This is a genomic window from Azospirillum cavernae (assembly GCF_003590795.1).
GTDB classification, from domain to species: Bacteria; Pseudomonadota; Alphaproteobacteria; order Azospirillales; family Azospirillaceae; genus Azospirillum; species Azospirillum cavernae.
The window spans coordinates 24390-45558 of record NZ_QYUL01000008.1; the positions used below are offsets into that span (position 1 = coordinate 24390).

At 61.2% G+C, this 21169-nt stretch carries 22 protein-coding genes; 11 read left to right on the top strand and 11 right to left on the bottom strand.

Annotated features, from left to right (window positions below; translation table 11 throughout):
• Positions 1-518 precede the first annotated feature (518 nt).
• From D3877_RS30395 to D3877_RS30370, 7 genes are all read right to left on the bottom strand, one after another.
• The gene (locus tag D3877_RS30395) at positions 519-1421 is read right to left on the bottom strand and encodes a hypothetical protein (protein WP_119834292.1); all 903 of its coding nucleotides are present in this window, start codon (positions 1419-1421) and stop codon (positions 519-521) included.
• A gap of 89 nt (positions 1422-1510) precedes the next feature.
• A complete protein-coding gene (locus tag D3877_RS29065; RefSeq protein ID WP_147395347.1) occupies positions 1511-2113 on the bottom strand; it encodes a hypothetical protein in 603 nt (200 codons plus the stop codon).
• Between the two features lie 247 nt (positions 2114-2360).
• The gene (locus tag D3877_RS29070) at positions 2361-3683 is read right to left on the bottom strand and encodes a hypothetical protein (protein WP_119834294.1); all 1323 of its coding nucleotides are present in this window, start codon (positions 3681-3683) and stop codon (positions 2361-2363) included.
• 283 nt (positions 3684-3966) lie between these two features.
• On the bottom strand, positions 3967-4947 hold the full coding sequence (locus tag D3877_RS31115; RefSeq protein ID WP_119834295.1) for a DNA cytosine methyltransferase: 981 nt from the start codon (positions 4945-4947) through the stop codon (positions 3967-3969).
• Positions 4948-5097: 150 nt separating this feature from the next.
• Entirely contained in the window at positions 5098-5622 is a 525-nt protein-coding gene (locus D3877_RS29080; RefSeq protein ID WP_119834296.1) for a hypothetical protein, read from the bottom strand.
• 250 nt (positions 5623-5872) lie between these two features.
• Positions 5873-6442, bottom strand: coding sequence for a hypothetical protein (locus tag D3877_RS29085; protein WP_147395349.1), 570 nt, complete (start codon positions 6440-6442; stop codon positions 5873-5875).
• Positions 6443-6594: 152 nt separating this feature from the next.
• Positions 6595-7476: a helix-turn-helix transcriptional regulator gene (locus tag D3877_RS30370; RefSeq protein WP_199721036.1), complete on the bottom strand. Its 882-nt coding sequence runs from the start codon at positions 7474-7476 to the stop codon at positions 6595-6597.
• Between the two features lie 91 nt (positions 7477-7567).
• Here D3877_RS30370 and D3877_RS29685 point away from each other — a divergent pair, with 91 nt between their 5' ends.
• From D3877_RS29685 to D3877_RS29100, 3 genes are read left to right on the top strand one after another with little or no spacing between them, the layout of a single operon-like run.
• Positions 7568-7909, top strand: a complete 342-nt coding sequence (locus tag D3877_RS29685) for a hypothetical protein (RefSeq protein ID WP_147395351.1) — start codon at positions 7568-7570, stop codon at positions 7907-7909.
• Positions 7906-8793 (top strand): helix-turn-helix domain-containing protein, encoded by an 888-nt coding sequence (locus D3877_RS29095; protein WP_119834298.1) that lies wholly within the window; start codon positions 7906-7908, stop codon positions 8791-8793. The genes D3877_RS29685 and D3877_RS29095 overlap by 4 nt, the downstream gene beginning before the upstream one ends.
• A 39-nt stretch (positions 8794-8832) precedes the next feature.
• Complete coding sequence (locus D3877_RS29100; protein ID WP_119834299.1) at positions 8833-9408, top strand: hypothetical protein; 576 nt, start codon at positions 8833-8835, stop codon at positions 9406-9408.
• 224 nt (positions 9409-9632) lie between these two features.
• Here the strand turns inward: D3877_RS29100 and D3877_RS29105 are convergent, their stop codons facing one another.
• The gene (locus D3877_RS29105; RefSeq protein ID WP_147395353.1) at positions 9633-9980 is read right to left on the bottom strand and encodes a hypothetical protein; all 348 of its coding nucleotides are present in this window, start codon (positions 9978-9980) and stop codon (positions 9633-9635) included.
• Between the two features lie 240 nt (positions 9981-10220).
• Here D3877_RS29105 and D3877_RS29110 point away from each other — a divergent pair, with 240 nt between their 5' ends.
• Positions 10221-10526 (top strand): hypothetical protein, encoded by a 306-nt coding sequence (locus tag D3877_RS29110; RefSeq protein ID WP_119834301.1) that lies wholly within the window; start codon positions 10221-10223, stop codon positions 10524-10526.
• A gap of 69 nt (positions 10527-10595) precedes the next feature.
• Here the strand turns inward: D3877_RS29110 and D3877_RS30080 are convergent, their stop codons facing one another.
• Complete coding sequence (locus D3877_RS30080) at positions 10596-10769, bottom strand: hypothetical protein (RefSeq protein WP_158600060.1); 174 nt, start codon at positions 10767-10769, stop codon at positions 10596-10598.
• 691 nt (positions 10770-11460) lie between these two features.
• Here D3877_RS30080 and D3877_RS30085 point away from each other — a divergent pair.
• The 3 genes from D3877_RS30085 to D3877_RS29125 all read left to right on the top strand — a co-directional run bounded on the left by D3877_RS30085 (position 11461) and on the right by D3877_RS29125 (position 14776).
• Positions 11461-11637: a hypothetical protein gene (locus D3877_RS30085; RefSeq protein WP_158600061.1), complete on the top strand. Its 177-nt coding sequence runs from the start codon at positions 11461-11463 to the stop codon at positions 11635-11637.
• A 198-nt stretch (positions 11638-11835) separates the two neighbouring features.
• Positions 11836-14337 (top strand): DotA/TraY family protein, encoded by a 2502-nt coding sequence (locus tag D3877_RS29120; RefSeq protein WP_119834303.1) that lies wholly within the window; start codon positions 11836-11838, stop codon positions 14335-14337.
• A gap of 55 nt (positions 14338-14392) precedes the next feature.
• Positions 14393-14776 (top strand): hypothetical protein, encoded by a 384-nt coding sequence (locus D3877_RS29125; RefSeq protein WP_147395354.1) that lies wholly within the window; start codon positions 14393-14395, stop codon positions 14774-14776.
• Between the two features lie 358 nt (positions 14777-15134).
• On the opposite strand, the gene D3877_RS29130 is transcribed toward D3877_RS29125, so the two are convergent.
• Both D3877_RS29130 and D3877_RS29135 read right to left on the bottom strand, forming a co-directional pair.
• Positions 15135-15368 carry a hypothetical protein gene (locus tag D3877_RS29130; RefSeq protein ID WP_119834305.1) on the bottom strand — a complete coding sequence of 78 codons (234 nt, stop codon included), beginning with the start codon at positions 15366-15368 and terminating at the stop codon, positions 15135-15137.
• A gap of 93 nt (positions 15369-15461) precedes the next feature.
• Positions 15462-16430, bottom strand: a complete 969-nt coding sequence (locus D3877_RS29135) for a restriction endonuclease (protein WP_119834306.1) — start codon at positions 16428-16430, stop codon at positions 15462-15464.
• Positions 16431-16616: 186 nt separating this feature from the next.
• Here D3877_RS29135 and D3877_RS29140 point away from each other — a divergent pair, with 186 nt between their 5' ends.
• From D3877_RS29140 to D3877_RS29160, 4 genes are all read left to right on the top strand, one after another.
• Positions 16617-17216 (top strand): hypothetical protein, encoded by a 600-nt coding sequence (locus tag D3877_RS29140; protein ID WP_147395356.1) that lies wholly within the window; start codon positions 16617-16619, stop codon positions 17214-17216.
• A 950-nt stretch (positions 17217-18166) separates the two neighbouring features.
• Positions 18167-18544, top strand: coding sequence for a hypothetical protein (locus D3877_RS29690; RefSeq protein WP_147395358.1), 378 nt, complete (start codon positions 18167-18169; stop codon positions 18542-18544).
• 382 nt (positions 18545-18926) lie between these two features.
• Entirely contained in the window at positions 18927-20435 is a 1509-nt protein-coding gene (locus tag D3877_RS29155) for a Wadjet anti-phage system protein JetA family protein (RefSeq protein ID WP_119834310.1), read from the top strand.
• A gap of 10 nt (positions 20436-20445) precedes the next feature.
• Positions 20446-21147, top strand: coding sequence for a DUF4194 domain-containing protein (locus D3877_RS29160; protein ID WP_119834311.1), 702 nt, complete (start codon positions 20446-20448; stop codon positions 21145-21147).
• Positions 21148-21169: the final 22 nt, after the last annotated feature.

Here is a 21169-nt window from a genome sequence, read left to right on the forward strand (position 1 = left end):
CGAACCGCACAAGACCTAATCTGAAACCGAAGATGTGGACGAGTTCCAGGCTTCCAGCGACCCGTCACTGGGGCCGCTTACCCAACAACCAGAAAAAAGGAAACCGAGCAATGCCAAACAAACACATTCTGGAAGGCTTCCAGTGCCCTAAATGTAACAGTGAAGGCCCGTTTCAGATCGAAATCACAACCACGTTTCTTGTCTATGACTCAGGCGTGGACGAGCAGACTGGCGATAACGAATGGTCGGAAACCAGTCGGTGCCAATGCGAAGAATGCGGCCAACGCGGTACTGTAGCCACGTTTAGGAGTTAGGTAATTCTAACGTAGCGCGACATGTCACCTTGAGCGTATAAGTTCGGAAAAGAAACAGCATGATTACCAGTACGATCTGCGCAACGCTCAATGGAGGCCTTCAACCGCCACCGGTATGACAGGACACTACAAGTGCAGGCAGTGAATGCTGCCCAGCCTTGCTTTTCGCCGCAGAATTCCGTCAGCGTGGGATGAAGGGCAGGCTCACGACTTGCCCTTCTCGTCGGGCTCCAGATTGCCGATCTCCTTGATCGCAGGCAGCAGCGCCTTGATCTTCTCCGACACCGCGTTGTCGTCGTAGGTCCAAACGGTGCCGTCATCCAACCGGACCGATCTTACAAATACGAAGGCAGTGAATGCGTGCTCAGTATCATAAGCCCGCGTTCCGTCAGAGCCAGTCTTACCCGGCGCCAAAGCCGTCCAGTTGCCGGAGTCAGTGCCGGGAACCAGCCAGCGCCCGCCTCGCCGGAGCGGGCGGTTGAACGGGTCATAGTACATCGTCACGACCTCGAACGCCGTGATCGGCTTGGTACCAATGTTCTTCCACTTCAGATCTGTCGACAGAGCGAAACGGCTGCTGGCGAAGGCATTCGAGAACTTGAAGTCGCTGAGTTCCAAGAATGGTGAATTGTTGATGACGTGGGCCTTGCGGTCCTTGAAGTTCATCTTGTTGTCTTGCGCAATCGCCGGCGAGATCTCGACGGCGCTCATCACACCGGCGGACGCCAGGAGCGCGAGCACGATCATCCTGGTACCGATCCTGAACACCACTCTGCCCCCCTGCCGCTCTATGAAACTGACAGCAGTATCGAACCTCAATCCAGGGTCGTCAACGGTGGCTGGCCTTCGCCGCAGATGAGAGAAGTCCTTTTGGACTTGCTGCTTGGGGTGAAGGCACGCTTCAAGCAGGGTGCGGTGGAACGACTCATGCAGTCCATCCCCGGTGATTTCGTAACCTCTTGCGGGGGGTGGCCATGGTCTGCTGCCACCGATCCGCCTGTTGAACTTGTGGCGACCGCCGCTGCCGATTCCGTTCATCGCCCTGGAGCAGGTCCTTGCGTAGATCGAAACCTGCAGCAACTTCCCAATGTTGAACAGGAGCGTCATGCAGATGCTGCCCGCCCCCGAACGTTGTCAGCAGATCGTTGCAGCGTCCGGCACCGGCTAAGACCTTTCAGCCGAACCACTTCGGCATCTCACGCCCTTCCAATCGCCGGGATATGGTTCATCCCGTGCCGCCCCGCACCGGTGCCGTGACCCAATACGATCGGACCGATGACTCGCGTCAGCGCGAGACGACGTTCCAGGGACGGCGGCCGCTTGAGATTCCGGTGACGTCCGTCCGCAGACCACTCGATCTCGGAACAGCCGCCGCTACCGTCGCCGATCAGCACGACCCCGACCGGATCGACGACGAGACGCGGACACCTGCCGGGCACCTCGTAGTCCTCAACGCCGATCAGGGCGCAGAGATGGACGCCGTCACCGCCGCTCACGGCCAGAACGCCCTCCAGATAACCGGCGTCGCTCACCTCGAACAGCGCGGGCTGATGGCTCCGGATCGTTGCGATCACGCCTTCCCGGACGAGATCCGGATTCTCTGCCGCCATTGCATCGATGTACGGCCAGAGTTTTCGGACATGAGGAAAGGAATGCGTGTGTGTACGACCGGGGATCGGCTTGGAAAGACGCTTCCACCAGAGATCGACGATCGGGCGAATCGAGGAAGGCAACGTCCCCATGAACAGGGCGTCGCGGATCAATTCGGGCAGGACGGGGGTAGGTAGTGATTTGCTCACGATGGTCTCCGTTTGATTGGTTTCCAGAAATTGCTTCCGGAAGAGTTGGGCTTGGTCTTGGTCTTGGCATGCGTTAGGTCCGGCGCCATGCGGGTACCGGCGGGCAACGGCTCGTAAAGGATCAACGGATCGGCGCCGAGGAAGGCGTTCTCGGCATCCTCGCCTCGGTGGCGAGATCCGTTTCCGCAAATCGTTTCCGAAAATCAGCGTCGTTGATGATACTGTCCACGGATGTCCTCGACCTCAATCACGCGGCTGCGCGGCCGGCGCGTACGTCGTAGTCGCGTCCGTTTCCGTCGAAACCGAGTTGGACGTTGCGGACGAAGGGCGACCACCAGACCAGTGCAGGCTCCAGGGGGCCGGGCAGCCGTCGGCCATTCTCGTCGCGCGGAGCGACCATTCGAACCTTGTGATGGCCTCGGATCAAGGCGGCGACGGTCTGCTCCCGGCGCTGCTGGTGAAAGGACTCGCCGACACGCTCGGCACGCCGCTCGTACCGCGTCAGGTTCCACCTCACCGGCGCGGTGGAGAGAACCGGCGGCTTGCCCTGTTTCGCTCGCGACCGGTTGAGGCGTTCCATGGGGTCCTGCGGCCCGATCTTCAGAGGTGCGTTTCGCGCGGCGAGGAGAAGCAGGAGGCGAACAGCCATCGCCGCGCAGCCGACGGCGATTCCGCTTAGGTGGCCGCTCGCGTCTCCTTCGACCGCATACCCATTGGGCTTCACCACGACCGTGCCCGGCAAGACAATCGTCTGCCCATGGGAATGCATCGCGGCTTCGAACCTTAGCAGTCCAGCCTCCATGCGTAGCAAGAGGCCGAAACGGTCCGGTAGGAACTCTGCGAAATCCGCCGCAGCATCAAGGTCGCGGTGGCTGTACTCGATCCAGCACGGGTTGTGAGGCAGTTTGATCAGCCGATCCCAATGCTGCGTGACTTCATCGGGCGGCAGTTTGAGTTCGCCGGCACGCTCGACGATCTGTCCTTCAATCGACAGGCGTGCGCAGGACCGCAGCGTGGCTGCCATACGCTTCGCCTCCTCAGGGGCACGCTTCTCAGCATCAAGGCCGGCAATGGCCGTGGCGAGCGTGCCTTTCAGTCGTGGAGCCTGCTGATCGACCAAGCCCATGAGGCCGTTGGCGCCGGCTGCGATGCTCCGACCGACGAGGGTGTTGATCACGCGCTTGACGTCCCTCATCGCCTTCGAACGTTCCTGAGACGCCCTCTCTGGCGGCTCGGCGGGCGGTGCATCAATGGATAGTGGCGTTCCCCAGCGCAACAGCGCCCAGGCGGCTCCCTGCTCCCAGACGGCAATATTCATCATGGCCCGCATCTGATTGACGCTCGTCGGGATGACGATGCGCAGCATGGCAGCAAGCCACGGCTCGCCAGCCGGTTTGCGGCACGCCACGGGTTCCAGGCCAAGCGCCGAGCGGTCGGACTGCAACTGCCGCCAGACCGCCTCACCACCGCCCGGAACTGCGGCGTAGCAGGTCACCATCGCGTCCATGTCGCCATCCAAGGCGATATCGAACCGGAAACCTCCAGGGACGGGAACCGCCGTGAAGGACATCCCCTCAACGACCGTCGTTTTCCCTTCTGCAAATGGGTGCAGGGCTCGCAGGGTATCCTGCAGGCCATCCTTAGATCCTGGGTCGATCAGGGCCGAGTGGCCTGATTCCAGCGTCAGATGGTGAATTTGACGAATTATATTTCCGATTTTTTATTCTGCGACATGAAGACATTCTCCTGTTCAAACCTGCTTGCGAGCGGCGATCTTCCGCGGGTACCCGAAATATTGAATAATTCGAGACGTGAGGCCCGAAGTGGGCGAATCCGAGAAATCGGGTGGATGGTCAAGCAGCGTTACGGCTTAACACTCGGTCGACCTCCGCGATCCGGTGCCCGATCCAGCGCATCACCGGCACCGCCATCGAGTTCCCGAGCGCCTTGTAGCGATGACCGTCGGACGCCATGCCCTTTCGCCAAGGGATCAGCGTATAGTCGTCAGGGAAGCCCTGAAGGCGTTCGCACTCGCGGGGCGTCAGACGACGGACGCACCCGGCGTACGCAACCGCCTGCACATTGGGGCGAGCCTCAAGAGTGTAGGTGACGTCCGGCTGGTAACCCTTCCCCTGCGGTCCAGACTCCAGGTTTGTGCTCACGGCTCGCTCCTGGATCGCGTAGGCGATCAGGCCGCCATCGCAGTCGAAGTCTGTGCCGAGGCCGCCGCCTTTAATGCTCGCGCTAAGGCTGGGGGCAACGTCCGGCCACGCTTTTCGGATCGGTGGAGAATGCCCTGACATGCTGTGGCGCTCAAAAAGTACTGCGGCGGCACGTCGCCAGTCTCCAAGATATGCGACAACGAAAACACGACGGCGGCGCTGGGCCACTCCGAAGTACTGAGCATCAAGCACTCGGTAGGCCCACCCATACCCGAGTTCGCCCAGCCCCCCGAGAACGGAGCCAAAGTCTCTCCCTTCGTTGCTCGACAAGACGCCGGGCACGTTCTCCCAGACCACCCACCGGGGGCGCAATCTGTGAGCCAGTCTAAGATATTCGAGCGCCAAGTTACCGCGTTCATCCGCCAGTCCTCCTCGGAGACCTGCGATGCTGAAGGATTGGCAGGGGGTTCCGCCGACAAGAATGTCAATTGATTCATTATGTTTAGCCTCGATCGTCGTGAAGTCGCCATGCAGGGCCACGGTCGGGTAATGCTGGGTCAGCACCGCACGAGGGAACGCTTCGATTTCAGACAGGAAGGCCGCGCGCCACCCCAGAGGGTGCCACGCAACCGACGCCGCCTCGATACCCGAACACACTGAACCGAAAATCATGCTGCTCTCCAACAGTATAGTTCCCGCTGGGAACTGAGTTAATGTAAATTTTCAGAATTTAGCGGACGACGGTTTCCACAAGCGTTCCACCGATCCTGAGACTGGACGATTGAAGCATCGCACTGCAGACGATTACGATCTTGGAGTTGCTTAGTTCGACGATGCAGTCGTCTCTGCAACCATAGAGGTCGACCCGTCATTCTCGGGCCACGCCCAGTGCCCGATGTCGAGTGGCACGAACTCGGCCTCGTCCATGGCGCGCTCTGACTTGGTCATCACATGCGACATGACATCGTTGGGAACGCGACGCCCGGTTTCGAAAATGTCGATCTTGATCCACACCTCCTCACCGGCGATCGCTACCGGACCCTCGGGCGAACCCCATCCCCTTCTGACAATTCCAGAAAGGCGCGGGTCATCGGGTATGCCGGTCAGAAAGGCGCGCAACGCCTCGGCACACGCGTCACGCCCCACCAGCGCCAGGGCTCCCTTGCTGACGAGGGTCAGTCCAGGCAGGCGCCTCGCAGCGTTGGCGTCCTGGTTGACGGTTTTGGAATGATATCCGAAATCAATATTATCGAACGCTGCGTGGAGCGCCTGCATCAGATTTCGCGTCCGTGGATCCTCGTAGTCCTCAGCGAGATCATCAGGGTGTAGGGGGGTGGTACTGGTCATAATTATTCTCCTTTCCGTGCCGGGCTGCGGACGGCAATCTCTCGCTCGATGCGTTCGAGCCATATTGAGCGGTTAGCGGCAACCGGTTGTCGGCTGCCGTAGTACCATTTCCGAATTCCTCCGGGCGATAGACCCAGCAAACTGGAAAGCATCGCTATCCTCTGATTTTTGGTTCCCGTCGGGGCCAGAAGAGCGCCCAGAAGAAGAAGCCGACGGCGGAACAGGGGCGATGTTGTTTCCCTTCCACGCATCAGAACGCAACCTCGCGTCCGGTCCAGCGAACTCGCCGCCAACCGCCCTCAGCGCTGACCGATACCGCGATAGTCGGGAATGCGTTCTGGCCCGCTGCGATATCGGCAAGGCATTCCGCACACACAGCCTTTTCCGAGCGACCGTTTCCAGGCAGCACAACGCCAGGAATACTCCCGTCCACCAGCGTCACGACGACCGGGTCCCTGGTTCCGCATTGCTCGCAGCGCCCAACCTCGATATCAGCACCATTCGGCAGCCGCTGGCCCGTCTTCTGCTGACTGAACTGGTAGGAACGCTCCTGCTTCGCCTCGGGTGTCAAGAGATTCGATGGATCGTCCGTCAATAACCAAATTTCTCGACTTGTGCCGCGCTCCACGCCGAACACTCGGGCCGGTTCATCGGGCCGAAATGCAGCGCGCATCTCCGCGATCGCCACAGAGATGTCTGCTTCCGTCTCAACCTGATCCCAGCGGTCGGAGCCCAGGCCAGAATGCCCGCCGCAGTAGATGGTGTACTCCAAGTACTTGGGCAGACCGTCGCCCTTCATACGTCTCTTCGCTTCTCCCATAACCCACTCCTTGATCTACAGCGAAAGGCGCCCATGCTCACTCGCTGAAATCCGATTTCAGTGTAGTCCCCGCTGGGTACCGCGTCAACACATTTCCGAATTTAGTGGACGATTTCCACAAGCGCTCTGCCGATCCTGAGGTCGGACAAGACTCACCCAAAATTGGACGATCGAGGCGCCGCACTGCAGGCGGCCATGATCGCATGGCCTAGCCGGGCACTGAGACGGAACCGACCTTTCTCCAGCGCATAAACATGCTGCCTGGACACGCCGATTATCTCTCCAAGTTGTGCCTGCGTCAGTCCCGCCCGGCTCCGAAACGCCACTATGTCTTCAGGCCGCATCGTCTCGATAACGAGGTCGTCAAGGTAGCGAATGACCGCACGTAGCATGCCCTCTACAATTGGCCCGGATGCGGTGCCCGCCTGAACGCGCTGATGGATGGTTGCCACGTACAGCCGAACGTTCTGCGGCATACCAAGATGGTCCATACCAATCAGTTCAGGCAACGGTGGCAAATTTTGTTCTTTCAGAAAATATGATTGCACGAGTTCGTCATCGCCCAGGCCGAAGTCGCGGATGTTGGCGCCTGTCCGAAGCAGCGCCTGCTGCACCTCATAGAGGCAATCGTCCGCTTCGTTTTCGTCTGCGACATCGTGCCAAGCGATGTCGGAAACGATGAACCCGAGTGCTTGGTCAGCGGTCGGGATCTCCACGTCGAGCGGCTGGCCGTTGAGGGCGAATGGCAGGTCGAACGGCATGCCGGTGGCCAGCACCTTCGTGGCGAATCCCCGGCGCACATGCGGTTCCGCTTTCCTGAACTGCTCCCTGACCGCTTCGATGAACCGCTTGGAGTTCGCTGACAGCGCGCCTTCATCCTGGACATTGATCGCGCGGACCGGGATCGTTTGGTACGCGAACAGCAGGCCGTCGGGGTCCAGGTGGGCCCGCTGGAGTTTTGCCACGAGGCCACCCCAGAAATCCTTCTCGCTCACATCACAATTTTCAGAATTTTTTGCCGCAACGTTTTCCATACCTTGACACCTCGTATTTCCGAATTCATGCTTAGCGTGACATGTCGCCTTGAGCGTGTCAATTCACATATTTTGGAAAACGGAAGACGTGATGGCCAATACGATCTCAGTTTCGTGGTGGGGTAATACCGGCAAAGCCGAGATACCAGACGAGGTGGAGTGCCGGGATGGCGAGGAACGCATTGCAGCGGCCATCCGCGCAGTCGAAGCCGCTAATGCCGGCACGACCTGCGTGACGTGCCGGCGGGATGGATGGGAGCAACGCGGTGGACGCCCGGTACGAGAGATCTACCAAGTCACGCTCGGCAGAGCATCTGATGGCGGCTTCATCGTGACCGGAGAAATTTGTATTTCTCTTACCGTCGATGATTCCCGCATCGGACCGCAGAGCCTCTCCTACTGGGACCGGCTCCGCTCGCGGAGGAACCCATGAGCCAGAAGCGGATCGACCGGGCACAGGTCATGAGGCTCTACGGTGAGGGACTGCGTGCTACCGACGTTGCGCGCGCCGTCGGCGCCGATCGGGCGATGGTTGCGCAAATCATCCGTGATCACGGTGGATCGCCCGCCGCACGAATGGCGGCTAAGTGCATCGACCTGAACGTGGTGCGCTCCCTCGTCGAACTCGGCCTCTCGCAGCCGGCGATCGCCGCCGAACTGGGCGTCAACGAGGATGCCGTGCGAGCCGCCGTCAAGCGGGCCGGACTGTCCAGGCCGGCGCCTCCGCCGCCACTGGACGCGGTCGAACGCCGCGAAGCGCGTCGCATGCGGGATTCCGGGATGTCGGTCCGCGCGATCGCCCGCGCCTTCGGCCGTGGCTCACGAGCCATCCGCACCGCACTGCGTCCCCCTCGCCGTGCCCGCATCCCTCGACAGATGCTGATCGCGATCCATATGCGCGCCGCGATCCTGGACATGGCTGCGGCTGGTGCCACCAGTGCCGAAATCGTCGCTCGCCTTCGTATCTCGGAGAGCGTCGTCCGCAGGTTACGGCGAGCCTCGGAATATCCTCCCCGCTGGAACCACGTGGACGCCGGCAGGGCCCTTGTCCTCCGGGCGGAAGGAGTGAGACCAGCGGCAGTAGCACGCCTCTTGGGATGCAGCGTAAGCCGCGTAATGTCCATCAGCCGGGAGCGCGGCGTCGGTCGCGGCGCCCTGGGCCGTAAAGCCGAAGCCCTTCTTTTGGATGGCATGCCGGTGAGCGAAATCTCCCGCCTGTTGGATGCCGATCCCGACGCCATCACCTCGGCGCTGCGCCAGCGCGCCGCGTTTCGGGCCAAGCGCGAAGGGTCAGCGATGATGGCGGCACGGCCATGAACCTTGGAACTCTGAATTCTAAATTTTGAGAAGCGCACTATGCCCATCAGATACTTTCCCCCTCCAAACGATTCCGATTGTGATGACGATTTCGAATACATTCCGCACCTGGAAGATCAGGAAAACGGGCCGATACTCATCGTCTCCCAGTATCAGAACAACTTCGGCCGCGGAGTCCGCGGATGGGTCAAGACGTTCAGCAACTGGGATGAAGCAGGTGGATCCTTGAGCGAAGACATCTACGTGTCGCGCTTTCAGGAGACTGCGGAGTCGCTCCTCGAAATCTGGGGCGATGAGGAGTCGATCCCCGTCGAGGCACTCGCCATCGTTCGGGCACACGGCAAGGTCATGGCATGGCAGGCTGTTGGCATTTCCGACGACGTCGAATATTTTGCGCCGGAAGAACAACCTTCCGCAGAGAGATTCATCCGCCGAAACTTCGAGGGTCTGGTTCCGGAACTTGATGCGATCCTGACCTTCCTCCAAGGCAGGACGCAGATCCGCGAATGGATCGGCACGCCGGAGGACTGGAGCCGTCTGGAGGAGGATGTCGCCATGGCCGCGTACGAAGCCGGCTATGACATCGCCGATCTGCTTGATGACGTTGAGCGATGACTCATCAACGATGCCATTCCGATCAGCATCGCGGTGGCGCGGACGGACCGTGCGGAGGCGAATTCATGGAAACAGCCATCATTGGCCTCTCATCTTCAGCACGCATTCCCTCATGTGCTCCAGCATCGTGATTGCATTCTGATTCGAGGTCTCCGGCAGAAAGTGATCGACGTAGCGCGTCCCTCCCGTCCCCGTGAATTCGACGGCAACCGATTTCGCTTTCATCACCCGCGATGCGAAAGCATCCGACTCGCCCGCGTTCCGACCAGCGGCTCCGTTGCGCCGTCGTAACGCATGCGCGCGGCGATCTCCGGATCCCTGAACGCGGCACCGGGTACGCGGAAGCCGGCCGAGTATTGCTGGACCTTCCCGTCCTTCTGCCCGCAGACGAAATGGTAGGTCATCGAGCGCTCGCCCTTCAGCGCATGGCTGATGGTCACGTCGTCGGTCATCGGGTCGACCTCGCGTCGGATGTCCCACTCGGCGGCTGCGAGCGTGGACGCGATCCTGCGGCTTGTCGTCATCGCCCTCCTCTCGCCGCGTCGCCGGGAGTTTCCGTAGCCGATGGTCACAGCCACCGGCCGCCTTGATGAGATCCCTGTGCACGACTCCGTTTTCGATGTCATTTTTCGCCATCAATGAAATAAATTATCAGTAATAGTATTCGATGATCCGTATACGCTCATTATTACTCCAGAAATAATATTATAAGATTATCAGAAACTTCAAATTTATGCTTGCAAACATTGAATTATTTCGTCATTTTTCTTACGAAATGTGGTCACGCAAACAACTATATTCATGAGGTTCTCATGGGTGTCGCAATGATCTGGATCTGGGGTGAGTGGCTTTACTACGACGCCAACGGCGGGGTGCCGCTTGGTACCCCGCTCCTCCTCGAATGTCATGATGGTATCTTTGCCTGGGCTGCGGGTGGCCTGGTAGGCGAGTGTCCTCATCTCGTGGGCGCGAAGGCGGCGGCCGAAGCCGCTCTCGGTGAGAACGAGGACGGCTTCGTCAGTATCGGCAATGTCGTGGCGCCGATCCGATGGTTCGCGGGCCGTGGCGAGCCGGTCCCTTTTACTTCGCCGGTGCCAAAAGCGATCAGGAAAGACTGAAGCCGGTGTGTATGCTTTCCACGCTCGCAAAGCCGAGCGGACGGGCATCGGCGCATGCCAAGTATCGGATCAGTGGCCTGATGTCAGAAACGGAGACGGGATCACATCGAAAATCGACTTCGGAAAGTAGCCCTTCAACACGGCCACATGCATCGCGACCGCGATGACGAGTCCGATCAGGGTGCCGATGACGGCGGATCGACGATCGAAGACGACATTTTTTTCGTTCTCGTTGCTGTTCATGGGAGTCTCCCAGTTCAGAATGACCGTTGTTGGTGCCGGTAGTGTAGGACGGATACTGAGATGGAAGAAAGTTGACAGACGACGAAATATTGTGAAGTTCGTCATTTTTCGGAGCCGCCATGAATGAAGAGAACATGTAAGAAAGGCCAAGAAACCACAATGAACTTGAACACTGTGCACCATCTTATCAAGACGGCTACGATTTCGGTGCTTGGCGGTTGCATCCCTGGTTTGTTGATATCATCATATACGCCGACACGTAGAAGGGGACAGTCATGGGCAATTGTGGTCACGGCAGCCGTTCGGCCATCGGATCAGAAGAGGCGGGGATCCTGCGGCGGCTTGCTGCGGACCGTGCCCTTCCCGCGCAGGCGCTGCGCGTTGCCGTCGTCGCGTTAACGTCGCCTCTCCCGATCACAATGGCAGAGGTGGGACGGACGCTTGGGTTCGTCGCCGGCGAAAAGACAACGGGTACGCCGGATCGACGGCCGCGCCTCTACGAGGCGGTGCGAACGCTGGTTGAGCGGGGCGCGCTTGTGCGAACGGGGCGCCGACATGCCGGTATGCTCGACTTGCCCGAGAAGGTCGGTGTTGGAGGCATCCAAATGTGCGAATAAATTGCAGACCAGGACGAGCAAGGGCTTGATGCAATATATGGTGCAGCGTATATTTCAGAAAGAAGGGGCGTAACATGAACAATTTACTAAAGTTCCTGTGTGGCTTTGTGGGTTTGGCCTTGACGCTATTCGGCGGCTTCTTTTTGGTTATGGAGGCGGGCGTCGGCTCGATCGAGCCTGTCATGTTGGGAATCGCGGTCAGCGGCCTCGCCCTACTGGTTGTAGCCAACAAAGTCGGCCCAAAATACTAAAACTGGACAGCAGTACCTTTCCGCTGCTCGTTGGCTGGCCCAACGCCAGCCAGCCACTCACGGCACAGGCTCGCGGGCCTTTGTCGTTGCCGCCCACCCTGTCAGGGCCGAAGGCGACGCACTCCCGAAAGCGGAGATCTCGACAACGAGGTTTCGGGTAGGCAGCGCAAGGCGCTCCTGCTGGACGGGAGGTGCGACATGGCGCAGGACGAAAACGAACGCGACGCTATCGCGATGGACGGCACTGACTCCCAGGCAGACTCGAGTGGCGTACTGCCAGGGGTTGCGCGGCGGCTGAAGACGGTCGGTCGAGGTATCGGCAAGGTGCTGCGCTGGGGTTTTCCGGGAGGTGGGATGGCCTTCGGCGTCGTCCCGGTGCCGGTGCGACCGGTCTTCGCCGAGAGCCTGGTCCGGGCGATGCTGGCACGTGGCGATGGTCGACTGGTTCGCTGGTACACCATCGTACTGATAATCGCTGCGCTGCAGGCGCTTGGCGTCGGCATCGCGTTCGCTGCCGACGCCGTCAACATCGGCACACTTCTGAAGAGCAACCCGGATTCGTTGGCCATCCAGTGGCTCGTCAACTTTTTCGGCCCGATCCCGACGATCGGACTTGGCGGAGCAGGTGGTAGCGCGGGAGCCGGTGGAGGAACCGTCGCAACAAAAGCGTTGGAAGTCCTCAACGCGCTTTGCCTTGCTCTCGGTGGCTTCTGGGTGCTGTACAGTTTCGTCGCCGCAGTCGCGCAGACCGCCCACGAAGGCGAACCCCTTGGACGTCGCTGGTCGTCGCTGTGGGTCCCGATCCGTCTGCCGATCGGTGTCGGCATGCTGGCGCCGGTGGCACACGGCCTGTCCGTCGCTCAGTTGGTCGCCATCTGGCTCGCCGTCATGGGCAACAACGTTGCGAACGGCGTGTGGGACCGGGTTGTCGACACCATCGCCACCGGCAGCGCGCCGATCGCGGCAAACTCGATCGAAACACCAGTGGCACTGATGCGTTTCGCAGCCAGGGCGGCGGCTTGCTCAGCAGCCGTGAATGCTTCGTTCCAAAACAGTGGACCGACTATCCGGGCTATTCCGGGGAGCAAATCCGACACGCAGGTTGTGCCTGCGGGCATCTTCACTTCGGCCAAGACGATCACGACGACGACGACGACGGTTTCCTTCGGCGTGCAGAATGACAACGATACGTCAGGCATCTCGGAGGACGCCTGTGGTCGACTCGCATGGACATCGAGCCGCATGATTTCGTCCAGCGACGGATCGACGGTGAACCGCAGCGTGGTGGTCGAGCGGATCGATGTGGAGGCGGCACGGGCACATGCGGCTGCGATCCAGACACTCGCACAGTCGTTGCTCAACGTCGGCGTGAAGATCGTCGCGCAACGTATGAGCAGCGGCCTTCCCAGCGGGCCGTTGCTCGGCTCGTGGCGCGACCTCTCCGCAGACATCACTCAGTCTATTACGACATATAAAGCGGATCTGAGCGCACACCTGAACGGGGCGCTTGCGGGCGCCGATACCGACCTGAGCGCCCGATTCAAGGCTGAGGCAAAAAAGGCGGGCTGGTTGTACGCTGGCGTGTGGTTCAACGATCTGGTCGCCATGCAAGGTCGCGTCGCCGAACTGGCGAAACGACAGCCCGCCGAAACGACGGGCGCGTCGCTCAGGGGAGTTCCAGACTCGAGTTTACCAGCAGCCCGTGCCGCGATGGCAATGGCCGACTATATCGTCAACAATGCGCTTGGCCAGGAAGCGTCTGCGCCCGATCCGATACTGGTCGCCCAAATGCATGTCGGCCCGGCGGAGGCCGCGCGTGGCGACGCAATGGGAACACTCTCGGACTCCGAGGTCGAGGGGCTGCTGGTTTCGAAAATAAGAAAGCCGGTTGCCGATCTTCTGACAAAACTTTCCGTGGGTAGCAACGATCCGATCGCATCGCTCGGCAATCTTGGTCTCGTTTTGGCGAACGTCGGCGGCGCCATCGCGATCGGCGCATCGATCGCCAGCGCGCTTCCTGGCGGAGGCATCGTCACCGCCCTGATGGGGCTTGTAAACGCCTTTGCTTCTCTGTTTTTCCTAGCCGGAACGGTGCTATCGGTCGTGGTGCCGATGGTGCCTTGGCTCATGTGGTCGTTCGGAGTTGTTGGATGGCTCTGTGTTTGTCTGGAGGCGGTAGTCGGCGCTACCCTATGGGCCCTTGCTCATCTCAGCATGGAAGGGGAGGGTATTGAGGGCGCGCGCGGCAGCGCCGGATATATGCTGCTGCTCAATCTGTTCCTGCGACCGACGTTGATGATCATTGGCTTCCTCTTCGCCGTGATGGCGCTGAATCCAGTGGTCAAATACGTAGGCAGCGGCATGATCAGCCAAATGCAGTCAATCGTCCCAAACAGTTTGACCTCAATCGTTCTTCTCGTCGGGTACAGCATTTCATTCTGCTCTGTGATGGTCAGCGCCTTGTACACAACCTTCGGTCTGATCAATCAGGTTCCAGACAAAGTGCTCTCATGGATCGGAGGGGATGGTCGAGGCGAAACGCTCCACGGCAAGGAGGCGGTCGGCATCGTCGGCGTGGCGTCGAAGCCGACGGACCTGATCGGCAGGGTATCACCGCGCCATCGCGACCCGGACCCGAAAAGTGGCGGCAAGGAGGCGGACGGTCGCAACCGAGGGAACCATGACCTGATCCCAAAATGAGATTCGGGCAGATCCCCCATTCCGGTCGTACGCCCTCCTCCACCCGGACCACGCCATGCCAAACGGATTGATGGGGATCTTCCCCGACTTCGCTCTGACCAGATCCAGCGCGGTGATCCACCTCGCGGTCATCGGCTACCCGGAGAGCCTGGCGAGATTCGCCGCTCGACTGGCCGAGGTTTCGAAAGGCGGCATCGTGCTGTTGCCCCTGCGATCGATGCCGATCCGGGGCGATGGGCGCGGGAGCCGGGGAGAACGGCTTCCCCAGGAGGTCGGCGTGGCGACCGCTCTCGCTTGCGATGAGATCTCTCAACGCACGGCTGTCATCCGGCTCGGGCTGAGCGGACAGGTCGCCCTGCGGCGCATGCTGGTTCGCAACAGGTGGCTGGCGACATGGCCCGCTCGGTCGAGCGCTGTAACCTGCTACCGTTACCTGTAGGCTGCTGCTCTCAACGCTGGTCGGCTGCCGTCACTCTGGACCCCGCCGACGGAAGCGCGCCTTCCTGGACCGCTCCCAGTGAGCGGCCGGATCGGTCGCCGCCTCCTGCCAATACGTGCGCCATGAAGCGTATCTGCTCCAACGCCATGTCAATCTGCTCGATCTTCGCATGGGTTAAGGCTTCCAGATCAGATGTCGAATTCACATGAGATAGAACCCGTCGAGGTGAACCTACGAGCAACCCAAAAGCAGCCTCGGTTGCGGCTCGGACCATTGGCCGCAGGTGCCCCCCGTACGTCCTATCGCCAGCCGGGAAGTCGATGATGCTGTTTTCCGCAAGGTAACGGTTCGGGGCGGCCTACGCCGCCTCGACCGCCACGTCGGCAGGTTCCGGCAACGCGTTCTCCCGCATCACCTCACAAAGTTCGGCCACCACCGACTTCGCGCTGATGCGACGATGCTCAGGGTCGACCGACCGCCGATGAAGGCGGCTCTGCCGCATCATTGTGTCGGCGCGCACTTCCTCCTGCACGGTCGCGAACCGGTCGCTGATCGCATAGCAGTTTGAGGGCGGCGAGCCGGCTGCGTTCACATCGCCGGTCCAGCGCCAGCCCGTTCCTTGACCAAGACCGTTCTTTGGCCAAGAGGGCTGGGATCGCCCTCCCGGCGTCGAGGGGCGCGGCGGTTAATGGCGAAACCGCTCGAAGAACTGCGGATTGGGGACCAGAATCTTCTGCTCGGTCAGCCCGATACCGTAGGATTCGCAGATTTCGAGGATCCGATCGAGGTCGACCAGTTCGACCTCGACCTTTCCCGACCGCTTGGCCTCCCGCTTCGCGTCTTCGGTAAAGGCGGTGGTCGTGAAGAAGATTCCCTTGGCGATGTTCCCGTCCATCGCGCCCCGGAATCGCTGGATTTCCTCGGACGTCACCTTGCGACCGGACATGTCGGGTTTCTTCGCCTGAAACGCCACCGGCATGGCGACGAACTCGTTGATCCTCAAGCGCCCGATGCCGTCGATGCCGCCGTCCTTGGAATAGCGGGTCGTCTGAACGTCCTCGACGCCGACGCGGGAGAGCAGTTCCGAGCAGAACTCCTCGAAGCCGGCCGACGACATGCTGGCGATGAGCGCGACCAATCCGGGACGATGGTCGCTGTAGGGAGAGGTCTGTGGTGACGGGGCGATGGCATCGTCCTCAACAGCGTCAGCCTCAACGACGGTGGCCGGCTCGGCAGCGCTTTCCGTCGCCAAGGATGTCGGCGGCGCGGCATCCACCTGTCCCATCTTCTGCAGCGCCCTGAATTCCTGCACTTGTCGATAGATCGCGTCGATGTCCGGCCCATCCAAATGGACGGCCTTTCCCTTCTCCGTCAGGCGCCAGATCCCGTGTCCAGGGGAATCCATGTAGCCGGTCTGCACGAGATAGGATCGCGCCCACGCGATCTGGTTCTCGAAGCGCACCCCACCTGACTTGACGGTCGCCGCCCTTTCCTCCGGCGACAGGCCCAACCGGTCCGCGATGACCTCGTAGACCTCCCGCGGCCGCGCTTGCCCGCCTCTGTCCCGCAGTGCGTCCAGCAGGGGATTCAGGAAGCGAAGAAACTCGGACTGGTACTGGGGCGCTGCGTTCACGCCTGGAAAGGTCGACGACATGTGGGTGAAGGCTCCGATCGGAAAGCCGGCAGTCTAACCGGATTGTCCAGAACGGGAAAAGTGCAACCGACGCCTTATGGAAGACCATCCGTCTACACCACTCCATGAATGACCCGACGTCGTGGTAGAATCTCTTCGACCGGATGCTCCATCCCGGTCGTGCGCTCCCTCCACCTGGACCAGGCCATGCCCAACGGATTGAAGGAGATCTTCCACGACTTCGCCCTGACGCGGTCCGGCGCCGTGATCCACCTCGCGGTGATCGGCTTTTCGGACCGGCTGGAACGGTTCGCCGCCTGGCTCCCCTATGTCGCACCCACAGCATCCCATCAATCGACGATGTTCGATTACGAGGTCTTCGGTGCCAGGAAGAAGGAGGATGTGTTCGACCTCTACGACCACATCCTGCGGATCGAGTTTCCGGCGGAGGCGGAGGCGATTGCCTTCGCCGATTACTGCGGCCCGGACCTCTTCGCCAGGAAGCCGGCCCACAAGCGGAACTTGGCACCGTTGAAGTCGAAGCCGAAAGCCGTTGCTCCGACGAGCGGCATCGCGCTACCGCTCTTGCGATCGGTGCCCATCCGGGGCAGCGGACAGGATAAGCCGTTCTTGTGCGAGGCGGGTGTGACGACCGCCCTCGCCTGCGACGAGATCGACCAGCGCGCGGCGACCATCCGGCTCAGGCTGAGCGGACGGGTCGCGCTGCGGCGTCGGCTGGTCAGAATCGGATGGTTGGCGACCTGGCCGGTTCGCGCGAAAGTCGAGACATACTGCCGCTACCTGTAGGCCGCTGCACTCGACGCCAGCCGGCTGGTGTCAGTCCGGAGTCCGTCGGCGGAAGCGTGCCTTCCGGGACCTCTCCCAGTGGCGAGCGGGATCGGCCGCCGCCTGACGCCAGAAGGTGCGCCACTTGACGTAGCGCGGGCTGACGGCCGCCAGGGCGACATCCAAGGCGCCGTATCGGAACAAGGCGGCGTCGGCCATGCTGACGATCAGAGGGTTGGGGTGCATGCGCCCTCCACATCCTGCGCCAGAAGCCGCTGCACCGTTTCCTCCTCGCGGCCGGGGCCCAAGGTCCGTCGGCGATCAGCGTCAGCGCCATGGCGGCGCTCCGCGAGACGCCGTGGAGGCAATGGACCACCACCCTGCCCTCCGGCTTACGCTCCCGGATCCGCCGGCCGAACTTGATGATGGCGGACACGTCGTCCATGGTCGGACCTCGGAAAGAACCGTAGGCGGGAATCGCAATGTCGTCGAACCGCAGCGCCAGAAGGGCATCGACATCGCCGAGCGTCGCCTGCATGCAGGCGAGGTCGAGATCCGCCATCGGGATGTCGGATGCGGTTCTGCGGATGGACACGATCACGTCGGCGCCCTCGGCTCCGCCGTCGAGCACGCCTTGCTGGGACAGCACCCTCACTTCCATGCGCGCATCTCCACTGCTGTTCGCGTCTCAGCCGATCTTATGCGGGGCGCGACAAGACACCAGTCGCTTGCCGCTGTCAGACAGACTGGCTGGGGCTGGTTTCTCAGCAGCGCCTCATCCCTTCTGGACAGGGAAAAAGCCGCTTGCCGATGCCTCCGCTGGAGGTACATTTTCCGCAGCCATCCTCCAGGATGGCGATCCGGTTGGTGAAGACGCCGGATCCGGCTTCGAAGGACAGGGAGGCAGCACATGCTGCTCAAGGCGATACATTTGGATGACCGATTGTGCACAACGAAGAGGAGCACAATCAATGTCCCGAACCCTGCGTCGCCAGCGCGACCTCGTCCAACGTCGGCATGAGATCGACTGGTATTTCCTGCCGTGGGAGCGCGGCGAGGACGAGCCGAACTGGAAGCGCTACGTCGAGAATGGCTGGCGAATCGGAAGTCGTCGGCTCCGCCATGATGCCGTTGCCGTCGATGAAAGTCTGGTCGTTCGCCACCTGCTCGCTGCCTTCCACCGCGAAACCCGGCCCGGCGAGCGCAGCGGTCCCGCACGGTTCCGGCGCATCTACAACGCCCGAAGCCGGCACGCCGACCGCAACGCCATCCATCGGGCTCTCGCCCGTGTCGATGACGATGTCATCCTCCCGGCCCGGCGCCGCTCTGTGAACTGGGACTGGTTCTGAGCGAGGGAAGGGCGGATTTACCCCGCCCTTCCCTTCCCCCGTCGCTATCGAAAGCGTCATCGGTGTCGGTTTCGCTGGCAGCCACTCGACCATCGCGCCTCCGAGTATGCGCCTTGGAAAAGGTCACACAGGAATGCGCTCGACGAAGACGATCATGCGATTTCGGTGGCCCATATTCTTGATAACGCTTTCGCATACCCCTTCCTATATGGTTTTCGAACGTGTGCTTCGGAAGTTCCGGATTCTTACGAATGAGGAGCGACACATGGGGTTTCGCACTTCGATCCCAGTTGACCATCCCCAGTTTTAACCGCTACGGTTGAAATAAGGCCGTCTTCCAAGCCACGAACTGGAATGACATGGCGTGTGAGAGGGGGTTCCATTGCTTTTCAGCGCACTCCCGGACGACATCTTCCGCCCTTTGGCAAACAAATATCGGCACGCCTACGAACGCCTGCTCTCGCGGCTGCACGATGGCTTGTTCGGGCTCGACACGACCCGCCAGCCGACGCGTGACGACGTCATGGTGGATCTGGAAGAGGGCCTGCTGACCTTCACAAGGGCGCTCCCAGACGACGAGCGTGAGGAATTCCATCTGACTGCTCCCCTTGCCTACATGGAGTTGATCGAAACCGGCTGGCTGCTGGAGCAGAGGGAGGGATGGACCACCCACGTTGAAATGAACGCTGCGGCCACGCAAGTTCTGAGCACGCTGTGCGGACTCGCGGAACGGAAGGCCGAGACGTTCGGCGGCACGTTCATCAGCGTCTACAGCACCTTGGAAAGCGTGACGCGGGACGCCGGGACCAACGCCCAAGGGGTTGCCGAGGCGGCGCAGCGCGCCAAGCAGTTCGCCCGCTACGCCCGTGGTGTCGTCGGCAATCTGAAGGATATCGAACAGTCCCTGCTGTCTCAGGCCACCGTGAACAGTCTGGTCAAGACGTTCTTCGACGACTTCGTGCAAAGGATCGTGATCGGGGACTACCGGAAACTGACATCCGTGCGCAACCACCCCTACCGATACCGGTACAAGATCTTGGAGATGGCGGACACCATCGGTTCGGATCCGGTGCTGTTCCAGACCGTCGCGGACAGCCTGGTGGCGCAAGGTGTGGCGGAAACACCAGCCGACGCCCAAGCCCAACTCGACGGGCAACTGCGCGACATTCGCTTGGCCATCGAAGCCATCGACACGTTCCGCGACCGCATCGACCGCACGAAAAGCACCATCGAACGCCGCTTTTCCAACACGCTGCGCTACATGGATCTGGTCGAGAGCGGACGTGCAGAACGGTTCGCCAAGGGATTGGCGGACATTGCTCGGGCATTGCCGGATCTCGACTACGGCGCCGAGATTCCAGTCGAAACCTTGCTCTTCGAGACCCCGTCTCACATCGATGGCGAGCGGCTCGCGAAGCCGGAAAAGCCGTATTCGCCGGTGGAGAACAAGCGCTACATGCGACCGAAGCCCGATCCTCTCTGGCAGGCGTTCGAGCACGCCAAGCAAGCGTTCGATCGTCGTCTGCGCATCACGCCGGAACGCTTCGGCGATTACGTGCGCGACAAGGTCGACGCCGCCGCGACGGAGGGACGCGCCGAAATCACAGCCGCCGACCTGCCTCCGTCCGACATCGAGGAGTTCCTTATTTTCTCGGCCCTGCGCTCCATGCCGGTGGCCAGGATCCCCCTGCCGAACGGGTACGTCATCGAGCACCGCGATGGCCTCGTCGACAACGACTGGCTGATCTGCCGGGATTTCGCGTTGCAACGCATCTCGCCGGCGGATCCGGGATCGCCTCCCAGCGTCCAGCCAGTTCGGGACGGCAGTGGCCCTTCGACCCGAAGAACAAAACCCGGATCCAGACTCCCTCGTTCCACCCCCAGCGCATAGAGGATCGCCCATGCTGCAGGACCTCAGTGCCATTCTCGACCGCGCGTCTGGGAAGGAAGCGGAAACCCTCCAACAGGACCTCCTGGCCACGACACGGGCTCTCTGGGATCGCCAGTTCATCTATGGCGATGATCATGGCGGCACGAGGCCCTACGAACTCGGACGGCGCTACCGGGCCTACTTCGAGTCGCTGTTCGACGCCCTGGGATATGATTTCCTCCTCGATGAGAAGGAACGTCTGATCGGCATCATCGACCAGGCCGGTGCGGCGCCACGCGCCATGCGCTTGGACGAAACCCTCTTCCTCCTGGCGTTGCGCGTCATCTACGAGGAACGGGTGCGCTCCTTCGACATCAAGGAACGCGGACGGTGCGACACGACGCTGGCGGAAGTCTGGACCATGATCGAGGAGCGCACCATGCGCAAACGCCCGTCGGTCACGCGCAGCACCGAATTGGTCCGGCGCTTCCAGCGCCACGGTCTCGTTCGGTTTCTCGACGAGCAGGGACAGGATGCCATGCTGGAGATCCGGCCAGCCATCCGTCTTGCCATGGCCGAGGCGACGCTGGAATCCCTTCTGCGCTATGCCCAGGGGGCCGCGAACGGCACCGGCAGGCCGGAAGAGGATCCCCTTCGCGATGAAGCGCAGGATCTCGACGGCGCAGGCGATCCCGATCCCGATCCCGTTCCTGATCCCACGCCGATGATCTGACCAAGCGTCCCCTCTTCCGTCG